Source organism: Kitasatospora sp. NPDC058115 (assembly GCF_042884635.1).
Classification (GTDB): Bacteria; Actinomycetota; Actinomycetes; order Streptomycetales; family Streptomycetaceae; genus Kitasatospora.
The window spans coordinates 136,182-161,096 of the sequence record NZ_JBHVTL010000015.1 but is presented as its reverse complement, the minus strand read 5'-3'; the positions used below and the strand labels follow the sequence as shown (position 1 = coordinate 161,096).

Sequence of the window (24,915 nt, the reverse complement as noted above, 5' to 3'; positions counted from 1 at the left end):
GTCCAGACCGGTTCCGGCCCCGGTCGCGCGGGCGCCGGGGCCCTTCCGGTTGCCGCGCGTGACACCCCGTCGAAGCATGGAGGGGTGACGTCGCCCGGCTACCTCCGCTACCCCCACCTGCGCGGGGGCCTGCTGGCGTTCACCGCCGAGGACGACGTCTGGATCGCCCCGCTCGACCCCGGCGCCGCCGCCACCGGCCGGGCCTGGCGGGTCAGCTGCGACCGCACCCGGGTCAGCCACCCCCGGCTGTCCCCCGACGGCCGCACCCTCGCCTGGACCGCCTGGCAGAGCCTCGCCCCCGAGATCTGGGCCGCCCCCGCCGACGGCGGCGAGGCCCTGCGGCTCAGCCACTGGGGCAGCCAGGACACCCGGCTGCGCGGCTGGCTGCCGGACGGCGAACTGCTCGCCGTCACCTCGTACCACGAGCCCTTCGGCCACTACACCTGGGCGCACGCCCTGCCCCCCGACGGCCGCCCGCCGCGCCGGATGCCCTGGGGACCGGTCGGCGACGCCCAGGTCGGCCGGGCCCACACCGTGCTGCTCACCGGCGCCGCCCCGCACGAGCCCGCCGCCTGGAAGCGCTACCGGGGCGGCGCCACCGGCCGGCTCTGGGTGGACGGCGAGCAGATCCTCCCCGACCTGCCCGGGCACCTCGCCTCCCCCATGCCGGTCACCGCCGCCGACGGCGACCGGATCGCCTTCCTCTGCGACCACGAGGGCGTCGGCAACCTCTACTCCTGCCGCCCCGACGGCACCGACCTGCGCCGGCACACCGACCACGCCTCCTACTACGCCCGCGAGGCCGCCACCGACGGCGTGCGGATCGTCTACCAGCACGCCGGCGACCTCTGGCTGCTCGACGGCCTGGACGCGCCCGCACCGCGCCGGCTGCGCGTCCCGCTCGGCGGCGCCCGGGCCGGCCGGCGCCCGTACCAGGTGAGCGCCGCCTCGCACGTCAAGGACCTCGCCTGCGACGCCACCGGGCGGGCCGGAGTGATCACCGTGCGCGGCAGCCAGTACTGGCTGACCCACCGCGACGGCCCGGCCCGGGCGCTCGCCGACACCCCCGGCGTGCGCACCCGGCTGCCGGTGGTGCTCGGCCGCACCGGCGAGGCCGCCTGGATCACCGACGCCGAGGGCGAGGACGCGGTCGAGATCGTGCCGCTGCCCGGCCACGAGCACGCCCCCGCGCAGCACGGCCGCCGGGTGCTCGCCGCCGGTCGGATCGGCCGCGTCCTGGAACTCACCGCCGCCCCCGACGGCGCCCGCCTCGCGGCCACCACCTCCGACGGCCGGCTGCTGCTGGTCACCGCCGCCGACGGCGGGGTGCGCGAACTCGCCGCCTCCGGCCACGGCCCGGTCACCAGCGCCCGCTTCTCCCCCGACTCGCACTGGATCGCCTGGTCCCAGCCGGCCGCCGGCCGCTCGCTGCGCCGCATCCGGCTCACCCGCGCCGACGCCCCGGCCCCGGTCACCGACGTCACCGACGGCCGCTTCGAGGACGAGCAGCCGGTCTTCACCCGGGACGGCCGCTACTTGGTCTTCCTCTCCTGGCGCGGCTTCGACCCCGTGCACGACGTGCACACCGGCGACCTCTCCTTCCCGCTCGGCTGCCGCCCCTACGTCGTGCCGCTCACCACCGGGACGCCCTCACCGTTCGCCGCCCCGCCCGAGGACGGCGCCCCGCACGGCGACGGCGGCGGCGACGGCACCGTGGAGGTGGACGCCGAGGGCATCGGCGAGCGGCTGATCCCGTTCCCGGTGCTCGCCGGCAAGTACTCCGCCACCGACGCCGTCCGGGGCGGGCTGGTCTGGCTGCGCTGGCCGATCTCCGGCGTCCTCGGGCAGACCTTCACCAACCCCGACGACACCTCCGGCCGCCCCTCCCTGGAGTACTTCGACCTGGCCCGCGGCTCGCGCTCCACGCTCGCCGACCGGCTCGACGGCTACGCGGTCTCCGGCGACGGCGGCTCGGTGGCCGTCTACTCGGCCGGCACCCTGCGGATCGTCCCGGTCGCCGCGCCGTCCGCCGGCACCACCGTCGACCTGCGGCGGATCACCCACACCGTGCACCCGGCGGCCGAGTGGCGCCAGGCCTACGCGGAGGCCGCCCGGATCGTGCGCGACCAGTTCTGGGACGCGGGCATGTGCGGGCTGGACTGGCCCGCCCTGACCGCCCAGTACGAACCCCTGCTGGAACGGATCGCCGGCCCCGACGACTTCGCCGACCTGCTGCGCGAGCTGCTCGGCGAACTCGGCACCTCGCACGCCTACGTCACGCCGTCCCGGCGCGGCGAGGGCCCCGCGCTCGCCCAGCAGCCGCTCGGCCTGCTCGGCGCCAACGCCCACCGCTCCTCCGACGGGCGCTGGCTGGTCGACCGGATCCTGCCCGGCGAGTCCTCCGACCCGCGCGCCCGCGCCCCGCTCGCCACCCACGGCGTGCGGGCCGGCGACGAACTGCTCGCCGTCGCCGGGCGGCCCGTCGACCCGGTGCGCGGCCCGCTGCCGCTGCTCGCCGGCACCGGCGGCACCAGCGTCGAGCTCACCCTGCGCCGGGGCGGCCCCGACGGCGCCGTGCGCCGGATCACCGTCACCCCGCTCACCGACGAGCGGGCCGTCCGCTACCAGGACTGGGTGGCCAAACGGCGCGCCCTGGTCCGGGAGTTCAGCGACAGCCGGTGCGGCTACCTGCACATCCCGGACCTCGGCGGCTCGGGCTGGGCGCAGTTCAACCGGGACGTGCGGCGGGAGCTGGACAAGCCCGCGCTGGTCCTGGACGTGCGCGGCAACGCCGGCGGCAACGTCTCCGAACTGGTCCTGGAGAAGCTCACCCGCCGGGTCCTGGCCTGGGACTTCAGCCGCGGCCGGGAACCGGTGCGCTGGCCGCGCGACGCGCCGCGCGGGCCGGTGGTGGCGCTCGCCGACGAGGCCACCAGCTCGGACGGCGACGTCATCATCGCCGCCATCCGGCTGCTCGGACTCGGCCCGGTGGTCGGCACCCGGACCTGGGGCGGGGTGGTCGGCATGACGGGGCGGCACCTGCTCGGCGACGGGACGCAGATCTCGGTGCCGAAGAACGCCTCGTGGTTCACCGGCGGGCTCGGCTGGTCGGTGGAGAACCGGGGGGTCGAGCCGGACGTACACGTGCTGCGGGCCCCCCGGGACTGGGCCGCGGGGCGGTACCCGGAGCTGGTCACGGCGGTGCGGCTGGCGCTGGAGCTGCTGGACGACGCGCCGGCCGCCGTCCCGCCGCCGGCGGACACGCCGCGCCCCGACCTGCGGCGCCCGCCGCTGCCGCCCCGGGAACGGTGACCCCGGGGGCGGCAGCGGCGGGCGGCGGTGAAGCGGGGAGCGGTGCGGCGGGGAGCGGTGGAGCGGGCGCGGCGGGCGGTCAGCCCCAGGGGTCGCCCTCGGAGGTCATGTCCTGGCGGGCACGCTCCTCGGCCTCCCGCTCCCCGGCCGCGGAGGCCTCCTGCGCCTCGCGGGCCTTCTCCGTCTCGGCGCTGAAGGCGTCGACGGCCTCGTCGTGGGCCAGCGCGGCGCGCTGCGCGGCGTCGGTCGTCGCGGTGGTGTCCCGCTCGGCGCCCGCCGCGAGCGAGGACCTGCTCTCCTCGGCGGTCTGCGGGGCCTTGTGGCGGAACCTGTCGAAGATTCCCATGACTCCTCCTCCGGGCGAATTCCGGACTGCCCCCACTCTCACACCGCCGCGCCCGGCCCGCACCCGCTGCCCGGACCCGCCGACCGCACCCGCTGCCCGGGGCCCGGCGGCCGGACCGGAGCCGGCGGCCGTTGAGCCGTTGGTCCCTGGTCGCGGGCGCCGAAAGGCCGTAGCCCTCCCGGCGGGGCCGGGGGGAGGGTGGAGCCGTCAGCCGGTCCCGATCCCACCCCTGGAGCCCGCCGTGACCGTCGCCGCCCGCCCCCGCGTCCCCCGCCCGAGTGAGGAGCCGCACGGCGGACCGCGCCGGCTGGTCGGCTCACTGGCCGCGCTCGACGGACGGCAGGCGGGCGTCCACGACCTGCTGCTGATGCAGTGCCCCAGCTCGCTGCGGCCGCTCGGCGGCGGACCCCTGCCGGACTGGGCGCGGCAGGTGCTGCGGGCGCACCCCTGGGTGACCGTCGGGCGGGCGCCGGCCGTGGCGGGCACCCCCGCCGACACCCCGCACCCCGTGCGCTGCACCCGGGACGTCTCGGCCGCGCCGGAGACCTGGCTGCCGGTGACCGTGCGCGGCCCCCACCGCGGGCAGCGGCTGGACGCGCTGGCGCCCCGGGCCGCGGTGGCCCGCACGCTGCGCCCCGAACAGCTGCCGGGGCGGCTCTCCCTGCTGTCGCCCGAACGGGTGGCGGCGGTTCCCGCGCTGACCGTGCTGCCGCTCGCCGGACAGCTGATCGCCGACCACCGGCTGGCCTGGGGGCCGATCGGCGCGATCGGCTACGAGCTGGCCACCGGCGAACCGGTGGCCGGCCCGCTGAGCCCGCTGCGGCTGGTGCTGCGCGCGCCGCAGCCGGTGAGCCGGCGCGACGCGCTGCAGCTGCGGCGGGCGCTCAGCCGGCTGCGGGTGCCGGTCCAGGCCGAGCTGGAGACCCGGCACGGCGCGGTGCTGCTGGCCGAGTACGCGGCGTCGCCGCTGTCCCTGACCCTGCTCACGCCCTACGGGCCCCGGGAGGTCCACGACCCGTGGTTCCCCCGGGGCCTGTGAGGCGGTGACGTGCCCGCCGGGCCTCAGCCGCTGACGCTGGCGGCGCCGGTCTCCAGGTGACCGGTGAACCGCTGCGACCAGGTGCTGTCGGCGTTCACCGTGACGGTGAAGTCGTACCAGCCGTTGGTCAGGGCGACGGCGTTGAAGAAGTCGCTCACGCTGCCGCCGGCCGGCACCTGGTACGTCCAGGGGCCGTCGGTGCGGTAGTTGGTGGACGTGATGGTGAAGGTCAGCGCGGTGGTGCCGGTGTTGGCGAGCCCGAAGTACACCGCCGGCCTGCCGGTGCCCGGTTCGACGGCGTACCAGCAGGTGACGGCCGCGTTCCTGCCGGCCTTGGTGGCGTCGCCCCTGAAGCGGCGCAGGAAGCGGTTGGGCCCGATCACGCTCAGGTCGTACTGGCCGCTGCCGTAGCCGGTGCCGCAGTTGAAGAAGTCGCTCTGGCTGCCGCCCGGGTCGACGGTGTACTGCCAGGGACCGCCGCTGCGGTAGGCGTTGGCGTACGCGGCGAAGTGGGCGGACTTCGTCGCCACCGCGCCCTGGTTGGCCATCGTCAGCCAGACCTTGATCACGCCGCCGGAGCCGAACTCCAGGTGGTCCAGGACGGCGTTCGGCTGGTGGGGCAGGGCGCGGGCCGGGCGGGTCCCGATCTCCTGGGCGGGCAGCTTGTTGTCGACCGGGGCCGGGTTGGGCAGCGGCCCGCAGTTGGCCATGCCGACCACCGCGCCGGCCGTGGCGGGCAGCGCGGGCAGGCCGTACACCGGGTTGGCGAAGTCGAACAGGCCGGTGAGGTCGCCGCAGACCCGCCGGCGCCAGTCGCTGATGTTGACGCAGGTGGCGGGCTTGCCGATGGCCGCGGTCCACTTCTCCAGGAAGCGCAGCACCGAGGTGTGGTCGAAGACCTCGGAGGAGACCCAGCCGCCGCGGGTCCACGGCGAGACGGCGATCAGCGGGACGCGGAAGCCGAGGCCGATGGCGGTGCCGTTGTAGAACTCGCCCGGGGTGCCGGCCGGCGCGGCGGGCGGCGGGACGTGGTCGAAGAAGCCGTCGTTCTCGTCGTAGTTGAGGAGCAGCACGGTGGAGTTGAAGACGTCCGGGTCCGCGTTGAGCGCGTCGATCACGTTGTGGACGAAGTGCGCGCCGTCGGCCGGGGTGGCGTACGGGTGCTCGGAGACCTCCTGGTTGGGGACGATCCAGGAGACCTGCGGGAGGCTGCCGGCCAGCACGTCGGCCTTGATCGCGGCGACGATGTCGTCCGGGGTCCGGCCGGTGACCTTGGGCACGGAGCCCATGCCCTTGACCGCGAGCGGGCTGCCGGCGGGCGCGCCGGCGAACTGGGTGAAGTAGGCCAGGGCGTTGTCGCCGTAGTTGTCGGCGGCGTTCTGGTAGACCTTCCAGCTGACGCCGGCGTTCTCCAGCGCCTCGGCGTAGGTCTGCCAGCGCAGGCCCTTCTCGTCGCCGCCGTCGTAGGCCGGGCCGCCCGCCGCGCCGGACGGGTCGATCTGGCCGGACCAGTGGTACGTGCGGTTGGGGCCGGTGGCGCTCAGCACCGAGCAGAAGTAGGCGTCGGCGATGGTCCAGTTCTCGGCCAGCGCGTAGTGGAACGGGATGTCCTGGCGGGTGAGGAAGCCCAGGGTGCGGACGTTGCCCTTGGCCGCCACCCAGGAGTCCAGCTTCCCGCCGTTCCAGGCGCGGTGCTGATCGCTCCAGCCGTGGCTGAGATCCCCGTTGCACTGGGCCAGGCGCTCCGGGTCGGCGCCGCCGGCCGGCTTGGTGAGGCTGAACTGCCACGGGTACTGGCGGGCCAGCAGGCCGTTGGGCTGGTTGAAGACGGAGTAGCCGCCGGCGATCTGGACGGCGGAGCGGTCGGCGAAGCCGCGCACGCCGCGCAGCATGCCGAAGTAGTGGTCGAAGCTGCGGTTCTCCTGCATCAGAATCACGATGTGCCGCGCGTCGGCGAGGGTGCCGGTCTGCGACAGCGCCGCCGACGGCGCGGCGGCCGGCGCGGCGGCCGGCGTGCCCGCCGGTGCGTCGGCGGCCGGGGCCGCCCCGGCACCGGTGGTTCCGGCACCGGCCACGGCGAGCCCCGCGGCGGCGGCACCGGACAGGGTCACGAACTTCCTACGACTCAGCTCGGCCATCAGCCCAGCCCGTCCCTTCACTGGAGGTTGTGCACACAAGTCGGGGCCCACTCGACCGCGCAGCATCCTCCACCCGCCCGAACCGCCCCACCAGGGGCGGGCGTCAGGGTTGGCGCACTGTTCCCCCCGGGGTCGCCGAACGACGCGCGGCTGAACGGAGCCGGACATGCCCCTTACCGGCGGCGGACGGCGTCGACGACCTGCGGGGCGCCCTCAGGCCTGCACCGTGATCCCCAGGGCCTGGGCGAACTGGGGGGCCAGTTCGAAGAGCTGGGTGGGGCTGATCAGGGCGCCGCGCAGGCCCTGGTGGCCGTCGGGCAGGCCGAGGGAGACGGCGCCGCGCAGGTCGACCTTGCTCAGGGCGGCACCGCGCAGCCGGACCTCCTCCAGGGTGGAGCCGGGAAAGGTGACGTCGGTGAGCTTCGCGTCGCCGAAGTCGACGTCGCGCAGCAGGCAGTCCTCGAAGACCACGTCGCGCAGCACGGCCGCGCGCAGGTTGACCGCCTCCAGCTTGCAGCCGCGGAACACCACCCGGCGCAGCGCCGAGCCGTGGGCGGCGATGCCGGCCAGCACGCCGCCGGTGACCGCGCTGTCCTGCCACTCGCTGTCGGCGAGGTCGCAGGCCACCCAGCGGCCGGCCTGCACCCAGACCTCGTTGAACCGGGCCTGGCGGAGCCTGACGCCGCTCAGCGCGACGCCGGTGAGGGCGCACTCCAGGAAGGTCGCGCCGCCCGCCGCCTGCCCGGTGTACTCGCCGCCGTCGAAGTGCACGGTGTCGTAGCGCCCGTCGCTGCGCAGCGGGCCGGTGTGCGGGGTCAGGTGGCCGGCGTAGGGCAGGTCTTCCAGGCGGTCGGGGACGTGCTGGGGCATGACGGAGGCACCTCGCGGTCGGCGGCGGACGGGTCGTGGTCCTGGTCCGCATGCTCGCACGGGGCACCGACAGTCCGGGGCCGACGGGCGCGGCGGCCGTCCGGCGCGAGCGGGCGCGGCGGTGACACGGTGGGGCGCGCACCGCCGGCCCTGCTCGGGTACGCCACGGGGGCGGGAACGCACGCGGGGCGGCCCGGTCGCCGGGGTTGCGGCGACCGGGCCGTCACTGCGGTGCGCGGGCGAGGCCCTGGGGGTTACCGCCAGAGGGAGTTCACCCGGGAGCGCTCGGTGGTGTTCGGGTACGGGTTGGTGCAGGAGGTGCCGGGGCCGCCGCCGGACATCAGCTCGCTGCACGGGCCCGAGTAGTGGTCCGGCAGGCCGAGCACGTGGCCGGTCTCGTGGGCGGTGACGCGCACCGAGTTGTACTGCCGGTTCTGCGCGTAGTCGAGGAAGATGTAGCCGCGGCCGTGGCCGTCGGTGCTGGCGTAGGAGCCGCGCGAGTCGTTGCCCTCGTAGTAGCGGAAGTCGGCCGCCGTGCCGGCGCGGAGCTGCACGTTGGTGACCGAGCTGTTCCAGATCTGCGCGCTCTGGGTGATCTGGCTGCGGAACGTGGGCGCGCTGCTGGCGTCGTAGGTCACGGTGACGGCCAGCAGGAACGGGTTGGCGGCCTGCTTGGCCCGCGCGGACTTCATGACGGCCTCGAAGAACGCCTGGTTGTTGGCGTCCTCGGCGGCCGAACCGGCGTAGGCGGTGCCGGACGCCGTGTAGCCCTGGGTCGGCGCGGCGGCGGCGCTGGTCGGCAGGGCGGCCAGGCCGGCGGCGAGCGCCAGGCCGAGGGCGGCGGAGAACGTGCGCGAGACACGGTTCATGTGGGGGCTCCCGTTCACGGGTCGAGGGGTGGGGGTGAAAGGTGGTGCGGTGGGGCGGTGGTGCGCATGGGCACGCTCCCGACCGGCCGGAGGGGGTCGTCCGGTCGGCGCACGCCGGGGGGCCGCCTGGCGGGCGGCCGTCGAAGGGGCCGGATCAGCCGGCCAGGCCGTACCGCCACAGGGAGTTGACGCGACTGCGCTCCGTGCTGTTGGGGTACGGGTTGGTGCACGAGGGGCCGGGGCCGCCGCCGGACATCAGCTCGCTGCACGGGCCGGAGTAGTGGTCCGGCAGCCCCAGCACGTGCCCGGTCTCGTGCGCGGTGACGCGCAGCGAGGCGTACTGCTGGTTCTGGGTGTAGTCGAGGAAGATGTAGCCGTTGCCGTGGCCGTCGGTGCTGGCGTAGGAGCCGTTGTCCGGGTCGTCGCCCTCGTAGTAGGCGAAGTCGGCGTTGCCCCCCTCCTGGAGCCGGACGTTGCTCACCGAGCCGTTCCAGATCTGCGCGCTCTGGGCTATCTGCGCGGCGAAGGACGGCGCGTTGCTCGCGTCGTAGGTCACGGTGACGGCCAGGAGGAACGGGTTGGCGGCCTGCTTGGCCCGCGCGGACTTCATGACGGCCTCGAAGAACGCCCGGTCGTCCGCCCTGCCCGCGCCCCCGGCGGGCGCGCCCGGGGCGTAGTGCCGGACGGTTCCGGGGGCGGCCGCCGGCGCGGCGCCGGCGGCGGTCGGCAGGACGGCCGCCGTTCCCGCGGCCAGGACCAGTCCGAGCGCGACGGAGAGCGTGCGCGGCACACGGTTCATGGGGGCTCCGCTTCGCGAGTGCGCCGCGGCCGGTGGGGGCCGGGCCGCGGGCAACGGATGGATGCTTTGCTGCCCCCAGAGCTTCGGCCAGGCCGGCGGCCCGGCGGATGATGTCAACCGGCGATAGCCCGGGCCAATCACCGCACCGCCCGACGATCCGCCCGCCGCCCCGTCCGCCCCGCCCGACGCCCCGTCCGACGCCCCGTCCGGGGATCCGCGCGGGGATCGGTCCGGCGGCCGCCGCGGCGGGGCCGCCGTCGGTGCCTGGCCGGCCGGACAGCCTGTCATGTCCCTGGCGCAAGACCGTTTCGGCCGTTACGCTCCCCGGTGTGGAGCTCGACGTGAGACACCTGCGGGTGCTGTGCGCGATCGCCGACACCGGAAGCCTCCGCAAGGCCGCGCTGCAGCTCGGCATGACCCAGCCGTCGCTCACCACCCAGCTGCACCGCATCGAACGGGCCGTCGGCGGCACGCTGTTCACCCGGGAGCAGACCGGCAGCCGGCCCACCGCGCTCGGCCATTCCGTGCTGTCCCGGGCCAGGCCGGTGATCGCCGAGATGGCGGCACTGGTGGCCGCCGCCCGCCAGGAGGCCCGGGAGGCGGCCGGCGGCGAGCGGGCCCGGCGGCTGCGGATCGGCAGCGTCGGCAGCCGGGCGGTGGCCGCCTGGCTGCGCCGGCTGCACGAGCGGCTGCCGGAGACCGACACCACCATCCAGATCGACATCTCGGCCAACGCCCTGCTCCGGATGATCGCCGCCGACCAGCTGGACGTCGCCTTCGTGCACGAGAGCGAGGGCTTCCCGCTGCGGCTGCCCCCGGACGCCGAGCACCGGGTGCTGCTCGCCCGCGAGCCGCAGTTCGTCGCGCTCGCGGCCGGCCACCCGGCGGCCGCCCGTCCGGTGGTGCGGCTGGCCGAACTCGCCGAGGACACCTGGATGGTGGACCCCACCGCCGACCACGAGTACGCCGCGATGCGCCGGGTGTTCCGCGCCGCCGGGCTCAACCCCCGGGTGGTCCAGGTGCGGGACAACGCCACCGCCGCCGAACTGGTCGCCTCCGGGGAGGCGGTCCGCCCCTGCCAGCCGACCTCCCTGCCCGGGCCGGGCAGCGTCGTGCGCCGGCTGCACGGCGACCCGCTGGCCGTGCGGCTGCTGCTGGTCTGGCGGCCGCGCGCGCTCGGCCCGCCCGCCCGCGACGCGCTGTACGAGGAACTGCGGGCGGCCTACTGCGACCTCGCCCAGGCCAGCCCGGCGTACCGGACCTGGCTCTCCGGGCACGACGAGGTGCTGCGCGCCCTGCCGGGGCCGCCGCCGGACCCGCTCCGGGCGGGCGGCCCCGTGGTGCTGAACGGCGCGGGCCCGCCGGACGGCGCGACCGGCCGGGCCGGGGAGCACCCCCGCGACGGGCAGCCGCGGGAGGGCTCACCGCAGCGCCGCGGTCCGGTCCACGTTCAGCGCTCCCTCGTGTGCAGCGCCACCCCGGCCGCGACCGTGACCGCCGTCACCAGGCCCGCCGCGAGGACGCCGGAGCCGCCCGCCGCCGTACAGGCGAGCACCGCCACCGACGCCACCGGGAGCAGCGCCAGCTGAACCGCGCCGGTCTTGGCGTGCCGGGCGTGCAGCGCCCAGACGGTGAACAGGTAGAGCGCGGTCGGCACGGTCACCGTCGCGGTGGCGGCCGTCTCGGAGATGTGCGCCTTGTGCACGGCCGATTCGACCGCCACCTCCAGACCGGCGCCGATCGCCGCCGCCGCGCCGAACACCAGGTAGTGGCCGTACCCCCAGAGGAAGGCCTGCCGACTGGACCGCAGGTGCTCGTGGACCGGCCGGGCGAAGTAGATCCACCAGGCCGAGAAGCAGATCAGCAGACCGCCGGCCGCAACCGGCAGCAGCCGGCCCAGTCCCTCGTGCTCGTCCACCGCGGACTGCACCGCCACGGTCGCCGCCGCCACCGTCTCGCCGAGCACGATCAGCGTGAACAGGCCGTACCGCTCGGCGATGTGGTGCGGGTGCCAGGGCGTCTGCAGCCGCAGTTCGGCGATCGCCGGCACCGCCAGCTCGGCCAGGATCCCGATCGGGATCACCACCGTCCGCACGTCGTGCGGCAGCAGCATCACCACGCCCCAGCCGATCTGGCAGAGCGTGATCCCGGCGGCGTAGCGCAGCGCCACCGTACGGGCCAGCCCCTCCTCGGCGGCCGCCGCGCGCAGCCACTGGGTGACCATGGCCAGCCGCATCACCACGTACCCGAGCACCACCAGCACGATGTCCTGGTCGGCGAAGAGCCGCGGCACGCCGGCCGCGAGGACCAGCACGCCGGCGATCTGGACCAGGGTGGTGATCCGGTACGGCACGTCGTCGCAGTCGTAGGCGGAGGCGAACCAGGTGAAGTTCATCCACGCCCACCAGATGGCGAAGAAGGCGAAGAGGTAGCCGGCCAGGCCGTCGCCCCAATGACCGCCCGCGAGGTCGTGGGCGAGCTCCCGGCCGGCCTGGCCGACCGCGACCACGAAGCAGAGGTCGAAGAAGAGCTCCAGCGGGGTGGCGACCCGGTGCGGCTCGTCCCGGCTGCGCGGGACCATCCGGCGCACCGGGCGCGGATCGACGGGGTGCGGGAGGGGGACGGCGGAGGAATCACTGCTCATGAACGGGGCTCCGGACTCCGGACGGGCGGACGGTACCCGCCGCATCCTGACAGCGCGCCGCACCCCGCGCACGCACCCGAGGGCACTGGGGAGCACCGGTTGTTGTCCGGGAGTGCACAAGGTGTCGGCGAGCACCACAACTGACCGATTATGTCCCGATATGTCGTGTCGTCAGCGAGAGTTGACGTCCCGGTGCGCGAACCGGGTGACAGCGCGACGGGTTTCCGGACGCGCCCGCGCGGTACGACGTGACGGTCCGGACCGCCCGCTAGATTCGTCCCCGGTTCGAAGCGCGGCCCGGGGACGGCCCCGCGGCACGGGCGGCCTGCGGGCATCGCGGAAGGTCAAGGCGGGTGGCAGGAGAGCGGGGGCGGCGACGCCGGTCCCCCCGTGTCCGCGCCACCGGCCTCGTGATCACCGCGCTGCTCGCCAGTGCCCGCCGTACGCCCGCCCGACCGCCGGGCGCCGTTCCACCGGTCCGGGCCCCGGCACCGGCCCCTACTCCGACTCCGGCTCCGGCCCTTACTCCGACACCGGCACCGGCCCTTACTCCGACACCGGCACCGGCTCCGGTCACTTCTCCCAGCCGACCTTGCTGTAGTCCGAGCTGGCCAGCCCGAACGCCCCGTAGTTGGCCAGCCCCTTGCGGGCCGCCACCACGGTCGGCCGCTGGTACAGCTCGTAGGTGTGGCCGAGCTCCCAGATCCTGGCGTCCGCCTGGTTGTAGAGCTTCGCGGCCTCCACCGGGTCGATCGTGCCGGCCGCCTTCTTCAGCAGCGCGTCGATCTCCTCGCTGCCCAGCTTGGAGTAGTTGCCGAAGACGTTGTCGCCCTGCGGCAGGCGGAAGTTGATCAGGCTGCTGGAGAGCGGGAACGAGTCGGTGTTGCGCCAGCTGGCGATGTCCCACTTCCCCGGGTTGACGTACTTGGTGAAGAAGTCGTTGGCCGCGACCTTGTCGATCTCCACCTTGACGCCGACCGCCAGCCACATCGCCTGGGCGGCGGTGGCGAGGTCGACCTGGGCCTGCGGGGTGGACTCGTTGAGCACCCAGTGCAGGGTCAGCGCCTGGCCGTCCCTGGTCCGGGGCCGGCCACTGCCGGCGTCCTGCCAGCCGGCCTCGTCCAGCAGCTTCTTCGCCGCGGCCGGGTCGAACTTCGCCCAGTCGCCGGAGTTGTCCTGGTAGCCGTTCTGGTTGGGCATGAAGATGTGGTTGCCGAGCGGCTTGAACTCCACCGGCACGCCGTTGTTGGCGATCTTGACGAGCGCGTTCCGGTCCAGCGCCCGGCCGAGCGCCCGGCGGACCTTCACGTCCGCCAGCGGACCGCCGCCGCCGAAGGAGATGTGCACCTCGTCCCACGGGCTGGCGGACCGGATCACCGCGTCCTTGGCGTCCTTGAGCTGCCCGTACGCGGTGGCGGTACCGGCCGCGGCGAAGTCGATCTCGTTGTTGAGGAAGGCCTGGGTGGTCGCCGACTGCGCCATCACCCGGAAGGTGATCTTCTCCGTCTTGGGCTTGGCGCCCCACCAGTTCGGGTCCGGGACGAGCGTGAGGGTCTGCGCGGTCTTGTCGAAGGTACCGGCCTTCAGCGGGCCGGCGGTGATCGGGATCCGCTCCACCCAGCCCTTGTTGAAGTCGTCGGCGGTGGCGATCCCGGCGGCCGGGATCAACGGGCGGAAGAGGTTCTGCCAGTCGGCGTAGGGCTCGGAGAAGGTCACCTTGACCTCGGCCGGGTCGGCGCCCTGCTCGACGGCGGAGATCAGCTCGTAGCCGGCCGAGTCGGCGATGTTGTAGCCGTCCTTCTTCCCGTTGGTGGCCTCCCAGTCGGCCTTGAAGTCGAGGTAGCTCAGCGGCTTGCCGTCCGACCACTTGGCCTTCGGGTTCAGCTTGTAGGTGATGACCTGCGGCGAGGCGGAGGTGACCTCGGCGCCCACCAGGTAGTCCGCGACCGGCTTGAAGGTGCCGGTCTCGTCGGTGCTGAACAGGCTCGGCTCCAGCGTGCGCATGATGTCGACCGCGTCGCCGTAGCGGCCGTCCACCTGGAACGGGTTCCACTGGGTGATCCACTGGTAGAGCGGGAAGCGCACCTCACCGCCGTCGCGGACCTGGTCCAGCGGCTTGGCGTTGATGTCGATCGACGCCTGCCCCGGCGCCTCGCTCCTGACCGCGGTGTCCGCCGAACCGCCGCCGTCCGAACTGCACGCGGTGGCCGCCAGGGTGACGGCGAGGGCGAGAGTGGCGGCGCGGCCGAGCCGGCGCGCGGGCGTGGCGGAAGCGTCCATGAGGGTCCCCCCGGTGATGTCGGGCACGTGGTGAGAGGTGGGCGTCGCGAGGTGTGGCGAGGCTTGATCGTGGGCAGCCAAGTCGGTGCCGGGGACCGAACGTAACAGCCGATCAGAACGAGTACCAGGGGGCGGGGTTGACACCTGATCCGAACGAAACGGGGCGCAACACGACCGCAACACCGCGGCCGCCGGCCGGTGCCACACTCTGAGCTGCGCTTTCCCGGGCACGGTCGGGAACCACGGCCGACCGCCCCCGCCGGCGGCTCCCCGGGGCGGCCCTGCTCCCCCCTCACGCCCGCACCCCGGCACCCGCAGCTCCGCACCCTCGCACCCCCACCCTCACACCCTCGCCCCCGACCCGAAGGCCACCCTCCGATGCCCACCAGACGCGTCGGCCCCGCTCCCACCCCGGACGGCCGCTGATGCTCCGCTACCTGACCAAGCGGCTCGCCTACTACGCCGTCCTGCTGGTCGCCGCCGTCTTCCTGGCGTACGCGCTGGCCGGCGCCGCCCTGCAGCCGCGCGCCTACTTCGAGGCCAAGGTGCCGCGCCCGGCCGCCGCCTCGGTCGAGCGCCAGCTCACCGACCTCAACCTGAACGACCGCACCCCGGTCGTCCAGCGGTTCGGCCACTGGGCCGGCGGTCTGCTGCTGCACGGCGACCTCGGCCGCACCATCCACGACACCCCCGTGCTAGACGACTTCCGCCGCCGGGTCTGGGTCTCGCTGCGGCTGCTGCTGGTCGGCAGCCTGCTCGGCATGGTGCTCGGCGTCGCCGCGGGGGCGTGGAGCGCGGTGCGCCAGTACCGGATCTCCGACCGGCTGCTGACCGTCCTGTCCTTCGTCCTGCTCTCCACCCCGGTCTTCCTGGTCGCGCTCTTCCTCAAGAACGGCGCCATCGCCGCCAAGGACGCCGTCGGCCACGAGGTCGTCCCCTTCACCGGGTACGAGACGCCCGGCCTCACCGGCGGCCTCGGCGCACACCTCGCCGACTGGGCGCTGCACCTGCTGCTGCCCACCCTCTCGCTGGCGCTCGGCGGCCTCGCCACCTACAGCCGCTACCAGCGCGGCACCATGCTCGACGTGCTCGGCTCCGACTACCTGCGCACCGCCGAGGCCAAGGGGCTCACCCGGGGCCGGGCGCTGATCAGGCACGGACTGCGGACGGCGGTCGTCCCGATGTCGACGATGTTCGCCTACAGCTTCCTCGGCATCTTCACCGGCGCCGCCTTCACCGAGACCATCTTCGGCTGGCACGGCATGGGCGAGTGGTTCATCCAGTCCGTCAACGAGCAGGACGTCAACGCGGTCGTCGCGGTCAATCTGTTCGCGGCGGTCGTGGTGCTCGCCTCCGGGCTCCTCGCCGACACGCTGCACGCCGCGCTCGACCCGCGCGTGCGGGCCTGACCCGAGGAGGAGCGCCGTGACCGCCGCGATCACCGGACCCGCCGAACCCGTCGAGCCCGCCGGGCCCACGTCCCCCGCCGAGCCTGTCGAGCCCGGCTCCCCCGCCGGGTCCGTGCCCGGGACGGCCGGCCGGGGGCGGATCGTCCTCGCCCGTCTGCTCGCCGCCCGCGGGGCGGTGGCCGGCGCCGTCGTCGTCCTGCTGCTGTTCCTGCTGGCCTTCGTCGGCCCCCATCTGACGCCCTGGGACTACGCCACCCCCGACTACGGCGCGCTGCGCCGACCGCCGTCCGCCGCGCACTGGTTCGGCACCAACGGGATCGGCCAGGACGTCTTCGCCCAGACCCTGCGCGGCCTGCAGAAGTCGCTGGTCATCGGTCTGCTGGTGGCACTGTTCTCGACCGTGCTGGCCTCCCTGGTGGGCGCCTGCGCCGGCTACTTCGGCGGCTGGACCGACCGGCTGCTGATGTTCCTGGTCGACCTGATGCTGGTCTTCCCGAGCTTCCTGGTCATCACGATCGTCTCGCCCCGGCTGAAGGGCGCCGGCTGGCTCGCCTTCGTCCTGCTGCTCGCCCTGTTCAACTGGATGATCACCGCCCGGGTGGTCCGCTCGATGACGCTCTCGCTGCGCGAGCGGGAGTTCGTCCTCGCCGCGCGGTTCATGGGCGTCCACCCGCTGCGGATCATCACCCGGCACGTGCTGCCGAACGTCGCCTCCTTCCTGATCATCGACGCCACCGTCGCGGTCGGCGGCGCGGTGATGAGCGAGACCGCGCTCTCCTACTTCGGCTTCGGCGTCAAGGCGCCGGACGTCTCGCTCGGCACCCTGCTCGCGGCGGGCACCAGCGAGGCCCCGGTCTTCCCCTGGCTGTTCTACTTCGCCGCCGGGCTGCTGGTGCTCTTCGTCCTGGCGGTCAACCTGATCGGCGACGGGCTGCGCGACGCCCTCGACCCCACCGCCGAGGCCGCCCGCCGGCCCCGGCGCTCCCGCCGCTCGCGCTCGCCCGGGCCCGGGCGCGGCCCGGACCACGGCGACCACGGCGACCACGTCGATCGCGGGCACGACCGCGCCACCAGGAAGAGGAACCGCACGTGACCGGCACCGCCACGCCCGCCACCCCGGCCACCACCGCCGACACCCCGCTGCTGCACGTGCGCGACCTTCGGGTCGACTTCGGCGGCCCGCGCGGCACCGCCGCCGTCCCCGCCGTGCGCGGAGTCGACCTCACCCTGCGCCGCGGCGAGACCCTCGGCATCGTCGGCGAGTCCGGCTCCGGCAAGTCCGTCACCGCGCTGGCCGTCCTCGGCCTGCTGCCCGGCACCGCCCGGGTCCGCGGCTCGGTCCGGCTGGACGGCCGCGAACTGCTCGGCCTGCCCGGGCGCGAACTGGCCGCCGTCCGGGGCCGGCGGATCGCCATGGTCTTCCAGGACCCGCTCTCCGCCTTCACCCCCGTCTACCGGATCGGCGAGCAGCTGATCGAGGCCCTGCGCATCCACCGGCCCGGCCTCGACCGGCCCGCGGCCCGCAAACGGGCCGCCGAACTGCTCGACCTCGTGGGCATCCCGGCCCCCGGCCGCGCCCTGGACAGCTTCCCGCACGAGTTCTCCGGCGGCATGCGCCAGCGCGCCATGATCGCCATGGCCGTCGCCAACGACCCCGACGTGCTGCTCGCCGACGAACCCACCACCGCCCTCGACGTCACCATCCAGGCCCAGGTGCTCGACGTGCTGCGCACCGCCCGCCGGGAGACCGGCGCCGCGCTCGTCCTGGTCAGCCACGACCTCGGGGTGATCGCCGGGATGGCCGACCGGGTCGCCGTGATGTACGCGGGGCGGATCGTCGAGACGGCCGGGGTCGACGAGCTGTTCGCCGCACCGCGCCACCCGTACACGCTCGGCCTGATCGGCGCCGTCCCCCGGCTGGACGGGCGGCGCGGACCGCTGGTCCCGATCCCCGGCACGCCCGCGCCGATGGCCGGCCTGCCGGACGGCTGCCCGTTCGCCGACCGCTGCCCGCTGGCCGAGGACCGCTGCCGCACCGCGGAACCGCCGCTGACCGGCGCGGACGGTCATCTGGCCGCCTGCGTCCGGGCCGCCGACCTCGCCGAACGGCGGCCCGCGCCCACCGAGGTGTACCCCGTGCCGCCGCTCCCGGCGCCCGCCGGCGCGGAGGTCCCCCGGGAGCGGCGCCCGCCGGTCCTGGAGGTCCGCGGGCTCACCAGGACCTTCCCGCTGGTCAAGGGCACCGTCTTCAAGCGCCGGGTCGGCTCGGTGTACGCGGTGGACGGCGTCGAGCTGTCGATCCGCGAGGGCGAGACGCTCGGCCTGGTCGGCGAGTCCGGCTCCGGCAAGTCCACCACCCTGTTCGAACTGCTGCGCCTCGCCGCCCCCGAGTCGGGCCGGATCGAGCTGCTCGGCCGGGACACCGCCGGACTGTCCCGCGCCGAGGCGCACCGGATGCGGTCCCGGCTGCAGATCGTCTTCCAGGACCCCATGGCCAGTCTGGATCCCCGGATGCCGGTCGGCGACATCGTGGCCGAACCGCTGCGCGCCCAGCGGGCCGGGAAGGACGAGATCGCCCACCGGGTGCCCGAACTGCTGCGCCAGGTGGGCCTCGACCCGGCGCACGCCCTCCGCTACCCGCACCAGTTCTCCGGCGGGCAGCGGCAGCGGATCTCGATCGCCCGCGCGCTGGCCGTCCGGCCCCGGCTGCTGGTGCTCGACGAGCCGGTCTCCGCGCTGGACGTCTCGATCCAGGCCGGGGTGCTCAACCTGCTCCAGTCCCTCAAGGCGGAGCTCGGCCTCTCCTACCTCTTCGTCTCGCACGACCTCTCGGTGATCCGGCACCTCGCCGACCGGGTCAGCGTGATGTACCTCGGGCGGACGGTCGAGCAGGGCGCGGTGTCCGAGGTCTTCGACCGGCCCCGGCACCCCTACACCCGTGCCCTGCTCTCCGCCGTCCCGCTGCCGGACCCGGCCGCCGAACGCGCCCGCAGCCGGGTCCTGCTGGCCGGCGATCCGCCCTCCCCCACCGTCCGGCACACCGGCTGCCCGTTCCGGGCCCGCTGCCCCGTCCATCCGGGGCTCGGCGCGGCGCAGCGCGAGCGCTGCGCGAACGAGGCTCCGCCGCTCACGGCGGCCGACGGTCCGGGTGACGGATCCGGGGGCGGATCGGGGAGCGGATCGGGGGGCGGGTCGTTCGAAGGGCCGGCGGACCGCCCGGCCGACGGCGGCCACCGGGCCGCCTGCCACTTCCCGCAGGGGTGACGGGAGCGTCCGCCGGACACCTCCGAACGGCGGACACCCCGTCTGGCGGGTGCCCGGCGGCCGTGCGACAACTGCTGCTATGACCTGGCCCAACCTGACGATCCTGGTCGGCTCGCTGGCCCTCGCGACCGTGGTGCTCCTGCTGCTGCCCCGCTTCGTCTCCGCCGAGGCCCGGAAACCGCACAACGACGTGACGGCGGCCATCTTCGCCATGGTCGGCGTGCTCTACGCCGTCCTGCTCGCCTTCGTGGTGATCGTGGTGTGGGAGGCCGCCGACGACGCCCGGGCCACCACCTTCCGCGAGGCCGACCAGCTGGCCGGCCTCTACTGGACGTCCCGTCAGTTCGACAGCCCGGCGGGCATCGAGCTGACCAACCTCACCCTCCAGTACGCCCACAACGTCATCGGCGAGGAGTGGCAGCTGATGGCCGACCACCGCACCGACCCGCACACCACCGAGCTGGTGTACCGGATCCGCGACACCACCAACGCGCTGCAGCCCGTCGACGCCCGCCAGCAGGCGCACTTCGACAACGCCCTCAAGCACGTGGAGGGCCTGGCCAGCGAGCGCCGCGCCCGGCTCACCCAGGTCCAGGACGCGGTGCCGCCGCTGCTCTGGGTGCCGCTGATCGCCGGCGCGGTGCTGACCGTCGGCTTCGCCTTCGTGTTCGGCATCTCCAGCATCCGGCTGCACCTCGCCATGGTGCTCACCATGACCGCGATGATCTGCGTGGTGCTGATCGTGATCAAGGAGATGAACTACCCCTTCGACGGTGTGAACGCCGTCCAGCCCGACGCGTTCCAGGTGTTCCTGAACCGGCTGCCGGCCAGCCGCTGAGGCCGGCGTCCGGCCCGCCCTCCGGTCACTCCGGGTCACCGGATGGTGTGGATTCGGCGGATCGGCCCGACGCCGTGTAATGTCGTCCAGGTCAGCAGGCGCCGCTAGCTCAGTTGGTTAGAGCAGCTGACTCTTAATCAGCGGGTCCGGGGTTCGAGTCCCTGGCGGCGCACAGACGGTCGAAGGGTCCTCTCGCAGCAGCGAGGGGGCCCTTCGGCGTTCCCGGGCACCGGCGTCCCGGCCCGGTGGAACCCGGACCCGGCGGGGACGGGGCGGGCCGCGTCCCCTTCAGCGGGTGGTGTCCAGGACCGCCGAGGCCACCGCGTCCGGGCGGTCGAACATCAGCAGGTGCCCGGCCGGGGCGGTGCTGCGGTACTCGGCGCCGAGCAGTGCGGCCAGTTCCCGCTGGGCGGCCAGCCACTCCCCGGTCCGGCGCCCGCGCAGACCGTCGTCGGCGGCGAGCACGGTGACCGGCAGGTCCGCCGGCAGCGGGGCCGTCCGGCGCAGCGCGGCCAGTTCGGCCGCCGCGTCCAGGTAGCGGGTGTTCTCCCGGAGCAGCGCCCGCAGGGCGCGCCCGGTGCGGTAGCAGCGCCGGACCAGCGGCGCGGGCGCGAGGTCCTCGCGCCGCACGGTGGTGGCCCGGGCCGTCAGCCGGCGCACGGCGGGCCCGAGCAGGTACGGCACGGCGGCGGCGGTGGCGGCCCGGGCGGTGGCGCGCGCCGCGAGATCGCGCAGGCCGGGGGCCGGGCGCGGGTGCGGATCGGGCTCGACGCTGCCGTCCAGCAGGACCAGCCCGGCCGTCCGCGCCGGGTACAGCCGGGCGAAGGCCTCGACGTGGAACGCGGCGAGCGAGTGCCCGGCCACCGTGCACGGCCCGGTCAGCGCGAGGGCGTCCAGGACGGCCCGGATCCGGTGCGCCTCACCGGCGGCGGTCGGCAGCGGGCGGTCGGCCGGCTCGGGCGCGCTGAGGCCGTAGCCGGGCCGGTCGAAACGGACCACGGTGCGGTACGGGGTGAGGAAGGGGACGACGAGGTCCCAGTCGAACCAGCTGCTGCCGAGCCCTCCGGTGAGCAGGCAGGCGGGGCCGCGCCCCTCGGCCCGGACGTGCAGGGGTATGCCGTCGATCCGCAGGACGAGCGCGTCGGCGCCGGGCCCGCCGGAGGGGCGTGTGCGGGAGGGGTGCGCGCCGGTCATGCCGGCTCCCGCCGACGGCCGGTCCGGGGGCGGGCGGCGGGGGCGGCCGCGGGGACGGTGCCGAGTCCGCCGGCGCCCGGCTCCCCGGCACGGGCCTCGGCGACGCCCTCCGCCCCGGCGCCGGGGCGGAGGGCGGCCGCGAGCAGGGCCAGCCACAGGGCGACCAGCAGGACCTGGAGACGTTGGCCGGCGCCCAGTGCCCAGGTGCCGCGACCCGCTTCGAAGGCCGCGATCGCGCCGAGGCTCCACCCGGTGGCAAGCAGTTCGGCGCCGAGCAGCCACGGTCCGTACCGGCGCACCGGCGGCCACCAGCCGTACCGCCGGGCAGCGACGGTGAGCGCGGTCAGACCGCCGAGCGCGCCGAGCACGGCCAGGCTGCTGGTCACGGCGTGGGCGGTGTGGGTGGCGGGGACGAGGCCGGCCGTCTCGCGGGCGGCGCACATCTCGTCACTGGTGGGCGCGCAGCTCAGGGGCAGCCGGGAGTCGGCGGCGGTGGCCGCGCCGAACAGGGCGAGCGCCGCCCACCCGGTCACCGCCCAGGGCCGCCGGCCGCCGGGCAGGGCGAGTGCGGCGGCCGCCAGCACCGCGAGCCCGGCGACCAGGTCGGTGGCCCGGAAGAGGCCGCCCAGCGGCTGGTCCTCGGCAGCCAGCTCGCTGAGGTACGCCTGCACCGGGTCGAGCCCGGTGCTGAGCACCACTTCCAGGACCCACGCGGTGTACGCGACCGCGCTGAGCAGCAGCAGGGCGGCGACGGCGCCGGTTCGGGTGCGGGTACGGGCGCGGGCGCCGCTTCGGGCGTGGGCGGAGCTGAGCCGAGCGCTCCGGCGACCGGGGTGGGAGCTGGGCACGTTTCCACCCTAACCGGCGGTAAACACCGCCCCAACCGGGAGGAAACGGGCAGGCCGGCCCCGGTGACGCCGCCGGTGGTTCGAGGCACCCTCCGGAAGCGTGTATTGTTTTCCCCGTCAGCAGGCGCCGCTAGCTCAGTTGGTTAGAGCAGCTGACTCTTAATCAGCGGGTCCGGGGTTCGAGTCCCTGGCGGCGCACCGACACCGGGGAGCCTCTCGTTCACAACGAGGGGCTCTCCGGCTTTTCGCTGCCCATTGACGTCCGATTTGTGTGTGATGTCGGTCTCGCTTCCGGTCGCCGTGGAGCCAACCGGTACCTTCGGCGCGTTCTGGGCTGTAAACCGGAAAAGGGGCAAAGGTCCCCGACCGCCGACGATCCCGGCCGCGCGGGCCGGCACGCTCCCCCAGCGTCCTGCCGCCCGCCCAGCCGCCCGCCCGCAGGAAAGGCCGCCGCTTTGTCCCGTACCGCCCCCAGCGGCGCGCCGCGCATCCGCACCCGCAAGCCGAAGGCCCGCCGGCCGCGCCGGCCCCGGCGCACGGGCTGGCGCAGACTGATACCCACCTGGCGGATGAGCCTGATCGGCTTCGCGACCGCGCTGCTGCTCGGGGTCGGCCTGTTCGCGCTCGGCATCGCGCTGGTCAAGGTGCCGGACGCGCACGCCGCCGCCACCGCGCAGAGCAACACCTGGCTCTACCAGGACGGCTCGGTGATCGCCCGGACCGGCGAGACCAACCGGCAGAACGTCGGGCTGGACAAGGTCTCCCCCGCCGCGCAGCACGCCACGCTGGCCGCCGAGGACCGCAACTTCTACCACGAGGGCGCCGTCAACGTGCCCGGCCTGGTCCGGGCCGCCCTCAACACCGCCAAGGGCGAGGGCACCCAGGGCGGCTCCACGATCACCCAGCAGTACGTGAAGAACACGTACCTGAGCCAGAAGCAGTCGATCACCCGCAAGGTGAAGGAACTCTTCATCGCGATCAAGGTGGACGCCACCGAGAGCAAGGACGAGATCCTCTCCAGCTACCTCAACACCTCGTACTACGGACGCGGCGCCTACGGCATCCAGGCCGCCGCGCAGCAGTACTTCGGCGTCGACGCCTCCGAGCTCAACGCCGCCCAGGGCGCCTACCTGGCCGCGCTGCTGAACGCCCCGAGCGCCTACGACGTGGCCACCGCCACCCCGGCCGGCAAGCAGAACGCCGTCAACCGCTGGAACTACGTGCTCGACGGCATGGTGAAGGAGGGCTGGCTCTCCGCCGAGGAGCGGGCCGCCACCACGTTCCCCGAGGTCAGGGACCCGCAGGCGCAGCTCGGGCTGTCCGGTCAGGCCGGTTACCTGGTCAACGCGGCGACCGAGTACCTCACCACCAACCAGATCATCAGCGAGTCGGAGCTGGCCAAGGGCGGCTACACGATCAAGCTCACCATCGACCCGAACCGCCAGCAGGCCCTGGAGAGCGCCGTGCAGGCCCAGCTGCACGACACCCTGAACCCGGAGAAGCGGAAGAAGGACGCCGCCGCCCAGCCCGGCGCCGCCTCGGTGGACCCGAAGACCGGTGCGGTGGTCGCGCTGTACGGCGGCGTCGACTACACGAAGCACTACGTCGACAACGCGACCCGGCGGGACTACCAGGCGGGCTCGACCTTCAAGGCGATCGCGCTGGCCGCGGCGCTGGAGAACGACGCCAAGACCCAGTCCGGCCAGACCATCACCCCGCGCACCGTCTACGACGGCACCAGCGGCCGCAAGGTCCGCGGCGGGAAGGGCACCCCGTACGCGCCGCCGAACGAGGGCGACAAGAGCTACGGCCAGATCACCCTGCAGCAGGCCACCAACTGGTCGGTGAACTCGGCCTTCGCCCAGCTCGCCCAGGACACCGGGCTGTCGAAGGTGCGGGACACCGCGATCGCGCTCGGCCTGCCCAGCAACACCCCCGGGCTGGACCCGGTGCCCTCGATCCCGCTGGGCACCGCCACGCCGAGCGTGCTCGACCTGGCGGGCGTGTACGCCACGCTGGACAACGGCGGCAAGCAGATCACCCCGTGGCTGGTGCAGACGGTGGACCACGAGGGCGAGCCGATCGAGCTGCCCGCGCACAAGGCCACCCAGGCGATCAGCGAGCAGACCGCGCGCGAGGTCACCTCGATGCTCCAGGGCGTGGTGAGCGACCAGGGCGGCACCGGCTGGCGCGCCAAGGACCTGAGCCGTCCGGCGGCGGGCAAGACCGGGACGACGGACGACCAGAAGTCGGTCTGGTTCGTCGGGTACACCCCGGAGCTGGTCACCTCGGTCGCGCTGTTCGGGCAGGACCCGGGCACCGGCGCGCAGGTCAGCCTGAGCGGCACCGGGGGGATCGACGGCGCGGCGGGCGGCCAGTACCCCGCGAAGATCTGGACCACCTACATGAAGGCCGCCCTGAAGGGGCAGCCGGTCAGCGACTTCCCCGCTCCCTCGGGTGCGGACTACTCCTCGCGCAGCGGCTCGGGCTCCTCCGGGCCGGGCTCCGGGTCGGGCTCCTCGTCCGGTCCTTCGAGCACGCCGTCGAACACCCCGAGCGGGGCGGCGACGCCGTCCGGCGGGTCGTCCTCGCAGTCCGGCCAGGGCGGTTCCGGCTCCTCGGGCGACTCGGGCTCGACGCCGTCCACCGCGCCGTCGACCGGCCCGACCACCGCCCCGCAGCCCTCGGGCGGCGCCGGCGGCTCGGGGTCGGGTTCCGGTTCGGGTTCTGGTTCGGGGTCGGGATCGGGCGCCGGGTCCGGGTCCGGTTCCGGTTCCGGTGGGTCGGGCACCGCGCCGACCCAGCCGACGACGCCGCAGCCGAGCAGCAAGCCGACCAAGCCGACGGAGCCGACCGGGGGGACGGGCGGCTCGGGGTCGGGCACGGGCTCGGGTTCCGGTTCGGGCACAGGTTCGGGGTCGGGCACGGGGTCGGGCACGGGCTCGGGCTCGGGGTCCGGCGGCGGCACGGGGACGGACGCGGGTGCCGGGGCGGGGGCCCTGGCCGGCGCCGGCGCCGCGTCCGGTGGGTGACGAGCGCTCGCGGACGGTGCCGTGCAGGACCGA

At 74.8% G+C, this 24,915-nt stretch carries 16 protein-coding genes, 2 tRNA genes and 1 pseudogene; 10 read left to right on the top strand and 9 right to left on the bottom strand.

All coding sequences use genetic code 11. From position 1 onward, the window contains the following. The first annotated feature begins 84 nt into the window (after nucleotides 1-84). Complete coding sequence (locus ACFVVL_RS18170; RefSeq protein ID WP_387676239.1) at nucleotides 85-3,312, top strand: S41 family peptidase; 3,228 nt, start codon at nucleotides 85-87, stop codon at nucleotides 3,310-3,312. Between the two features lie 79 nt (nucleotides 3,313-3,391). Here the strand turns inward: ACFVVL_RS18170 and ACFVVL_RS18165 are convergent, their stop codons facing one another. Continuing rightward, nucleotides 3,392-3,658, bottom strand: coding sequence for a hypothetical protein (locus ACFVVL_RS18165; protein ID WP_380290449.1), 267 nt, complete (start codon nucleotides 3,656-3,658; stop codon nucleotides 3,392-3,394). A gap of 241 nt (nucleotides 3,659-3,899) precedes the next feature. On the opposite strand from ACFVVL_RS18165, the gene ACFVVL_RS18160 reads away from it, so the two are divergent. Next, complete coding sequence (locus ACFVVL_RS18160; protein ID WP_380290447.1) at nucleotides 3,900-4,697, top strand: phosphoribosyl-dephospho-CoA transferase MdcG domain-containing protein; 798 nt, start codon at nucleotides 3,900-3,902, stop codon at nucleotides 4,695-4,697. Between the two features lie 23 nt (nucleotides 4,698-4,720). Here the strand turns inward: ACFVVL_RS18160 and ACFVVL_RS18155 are convergent, their stop codons facing one another. From ACFVVL_RS18155 to snpA (ACFVVL_RS18140), 4 genes are all read right to left on the bottom strand, one after another. After that, the gene (locus ACFVVL_RS18155; RefSeq protein WP_387676235.1) at nucleotides 4,721-6,835 is read right to left on the bottom strand and encodes a phosphocholine-specific phospholipase C; all 2,115 of its coding nucleotides are present in this window, start codon (nucleotides 6,833-6,835) and stop codon (nucleotides 4,721-4,723) included. A gap of 213 nt (nucleotides 6,836-7,048) precedes the next feature. Next, nucleotides 7,049-7,705 carry a pentapeptide repeat-containing protein gene (locus tag ACFVVL_RS18150; protein ID WP_387676232.1) on the bottom strand — a complete coding sequence of 219 codons (657 nt, stop codon included), beginning with the start codon at nucleotides 7,703-7,705 and terminating at the stop codon, nucleotides 7,049-7,051. A gap of 254 nt (nucleotides 7,706-7,959) precedes the next feature. Continuing rightward, on the bottom strand, nucleotides 7,960-8,574 hold the full coding sequence (snpA, locus tag ACFVVL_RS18145; protein ID WP_380290441.1) for a snapalysin: 615 nt from the start codon (nucleotides 8,572-8,574) through the stop codon (nucleotides 7,960-7,962). Between the two features lie 154 nt (nucleotides 8,575-8,728). Further along, the gene (gene snpA / locus ACFVVL_RS18140) at nucleotides 8,729-9,373 is read right to left on the bottom strand and encodes a snapalysin (RefSeq protein WP_387676229.1); all 645 of its coding nucleotides are present in this window, start codon (nucleotides 9,371-9,373) and stop codon (nucleotides 8,729-8,731) included. A 341-nt stretch (nucleotides 9,374-9,714) separates the two neighbouring features. On the opposite strand from snpA (ACFVVL_RS18140), the pseudogene ACFVVL_RS18135 reads away from it, so the two are divergent. Next, nucleotides 9,715-10,653, top strand: a pseudogene (locus ACFVVL_RS18135) (LysR family transcriptional regulator); the annotation flags it as partial. A gap of 170 nt (nucleotides 10,654-10,823) precedes the next feature. Here ACFVVL_RS18135 and ACFVVL_RS18130 read toward each other — a convergent pair. Together ACFVVL_RS18130 and ACFVVL_RS18125 are read right to left on the bottom strand one after the other, a co-directional pair. Continuing rightward, nucleotides 10,824-12,017: a low temperature requirement protein A gene (locus ACFVVL_RS18130; protein WP_387676226.1), complete on the bottom strand. Its 1,194-nt coding sequence runs from the start codon at nucleotides 12,015-12,017 to the stop codon at nucleotides 10,824-10,826. 573 nt (nucleotides 12,018-12,590) lie between these two features. Beyond that, nucleotides 12,591-14,297, bottom strand: coding sequence for an ABC transporter family substrate-binding protein (locus ACFVVL_RS18125; protein WP_387676223.1), 1,707 nt, complete (start codon nucleotides 14,295-14,297; stop codon nucleotides 12,591-12,593). A gap of 425 nt (nucleotides 14,298-14,722) precedes the next feature. Between ACFVVL_RS18125 and ACFVVL_RS18120 the strand changes: the two genes are divergently transcribed. The 5 genes from ACFVVL_RS18120 to ACFVVL_RS18100 all read left to right on the top strand — a co-directional run bounded on the left by ACFVVL_RS18120 (nucleotide 14,723) and on the right by ACFVVL_RS18100 (nucleotide 19,980). Then, on the top strand, nucleotides 14,723-15,706 hold the full coding sequence (locus tag ACFVVL_RS18120) for an ABC transporter permease (RefSeq protein ID WP_387676220.1): 984 nt from the start codon (nucleotides 14,723-14,725) through the stop codon (nucleotides 15,704-15,706). Between the two features lie 112 nt (nucleotides 15,707-15,818). Then, complete coding sequence (locus tag ACFVVL_RS18115) at nucleotides 15,819-16,799, top strand: ABC transporter permease (protein WP_387676344.1); 981 nt, start codon at nucleotides 15,819-15,821, stop codon at nucleotides 16,797-16,799. Beyond that, nucleotides 16,796-18,970: a dipeptide ABC transporter ATP-binding protein gene (locus ACFVVL_RS18110; protein ID WP_387676217.1), complete on the top strand. Its 2,175-nt coding sequence runs from the start codon at nucleotides 16,796-16,798 to the stop codon at nucleotides 18,968-18,970. Before ACFVVL_RS18115 ends, ACFVVL_RS18110 begins: the two co-directional genes overlap by 4 nt. Nucleotides 18,971-19,049: 79 nt before the next feature. Beyond that, the gene (locus ACFVVL_RS18105) at nucleotides 19,050-19,808 is read left to right on the top strand and encodes a DUF4239 domain-containing protein (RefSeq protein WP_387676214.1); all 759 of its coding nucleotides are present in this window, start codon (nucleotides 19,050-19,052) and stop codon (nucleotides 19,806-19,808) included. Nucleotides 19,809-19,906: 98 nt separating this feature from the next. Continuing rightward, nucleotides 19,907-19,980: transfer RNA gene (locus ACFVVL_RS18100), tRNA-Lys, on the top strand. Nucleotides 19,981-20,096: 116 nt separating this feature from the next. On the opposite strand, the gene ACFVVL_RS18095 is transcribed toward ACFVVL_RS18100, so the two are convergent. Both ACFVVL_RS18095 and ACFVVL_RS18090 read right to left on the bottom strand, forming a co-directional pair. Further along, a complete protein-coding gene (locus tag ACFVVL_RS18095) occupies nucleotides 20,097-21,002 on the bottom strand; it encodes an alpha/beta fold hydrolase (RefSeq protein WP_387676211.1) in 906 nt (301 codons plus the stop codon). Then, on the bottom strand, nucleotides 20,999-21,745 hold the full coding sequence (locus tag ACFVVL_RS18090) for a DUF998 domain-containing protein (RefSeq protein ID WP_387676341.1): 747 nt from the start codon (nucleotides 21,743-21,745) through the stop codon (nucleotides 20,999-21,001). The genes ACFVVL_RS18095 and ACFVVL_RS18090 overlap by 4 nt, the downstream gene beginning before the upstream one ends. Before the next feature lie 229 nt (nucleotides 21,746-21,974). On the opposite strand from ACFVVL_RS18090, the gene ACFVVL_RS18085 reads away from it, so the two are divergent. Further along, nucleotides 21,975-22,048, top strand: a tRNA-Lys gene (locus ACFVVL_RS18085). 257 nt (nucleotides 22,049-22,305) lie between these two features. After that, nucleotides 22,306-24,882: a transglycosylase domain-containing protein gene (locus ACFVVL_RS18080; protein WP_387676208.1), complete on the top strand. Its 2,577-nt coding sequence runs from the start codon at nucleotides 22,306-22,308 to the stop codon at nucleotides 24,880-24,882. The last annotated feature ends 33 nt before the right edge of the window (nucleotides 24,883-24,915 follow it).

Bases quoted from the DNA above. Each gene is read 5' to 3' on its own strand.
- ACFVVL_RS18165 (WP_380290449.1), bottom strand. From the start codon at position 3,658: ATGGGAATCTTCGACAGGTTCCGCCACAAGGCCCCGCAGACCGCCGAG.
- ACFVVL_RS18155 (WP_387676235.1), bottom strand. From the start codon at position 6,835: ATGGCCGAGCTGAGTCGTAGGAAGTTCGTGACCCTGTCCGGTGCCGCC.
- ACFVVL_RS18150 (WP_387676232.1), bottom strand. From the start codon at position 7,705: ATGCCCCAGCACGTCCCCGACCGCCTGGAAGACCTGCCCTACGCCGGC.
- snpA (WP_380290441.1), bottom strand. From the start codon at position 8,574: ATGAACCGTGTCTCGCGCACGTTCTCCGCCGCCCTCGGCCTGGCGCTC.
- snpA (WP_387676229.1), bottom strand. From the start codon at position 9,373: ATGAACCGTGTGCCGCGCACGCTCTCCGTCGCGCTCGGACTGGTCCTG.
- ACFVVL_RS18130 (WP_387676226.1), bottom strand. From the start codon at position 12,017: ATGAGCAGTGATTCCTCCGCCGTCCCCCTCCCGCACCCCGTCGATCCG.
- ACFVVL_RS18125 (WP_387676223.1), bottom strand. From the start codon at position 14,297: ATGGACGCTTCCGCCACGCCCGCGCGCCGGCTCGGCCGCGCCGCCACT.
- ACFVVL_RS18120 (WP_387676220.1), top strand. From the start codon at position 14,723: ATGCTCCGCTACCTGACCAAGCGGCTCGCCTACTACGCCGTCCTGCTG.
- ACFVVL_RS18105 (WP_387676214.1), top strand. From the start codon at position 19,050: ATGACCTGGCCCAACCTGACGATCCTGGTCGGCTCGCTGGCCCTCGCG.
- ACFVVL_RS18095 (WP_387676211.1), bottom strand. From the start codon at position 21,002: ATGACCGGCGCGCACCCCTCCCGCACACGCCCCTCCGGCGGGCCCGGC.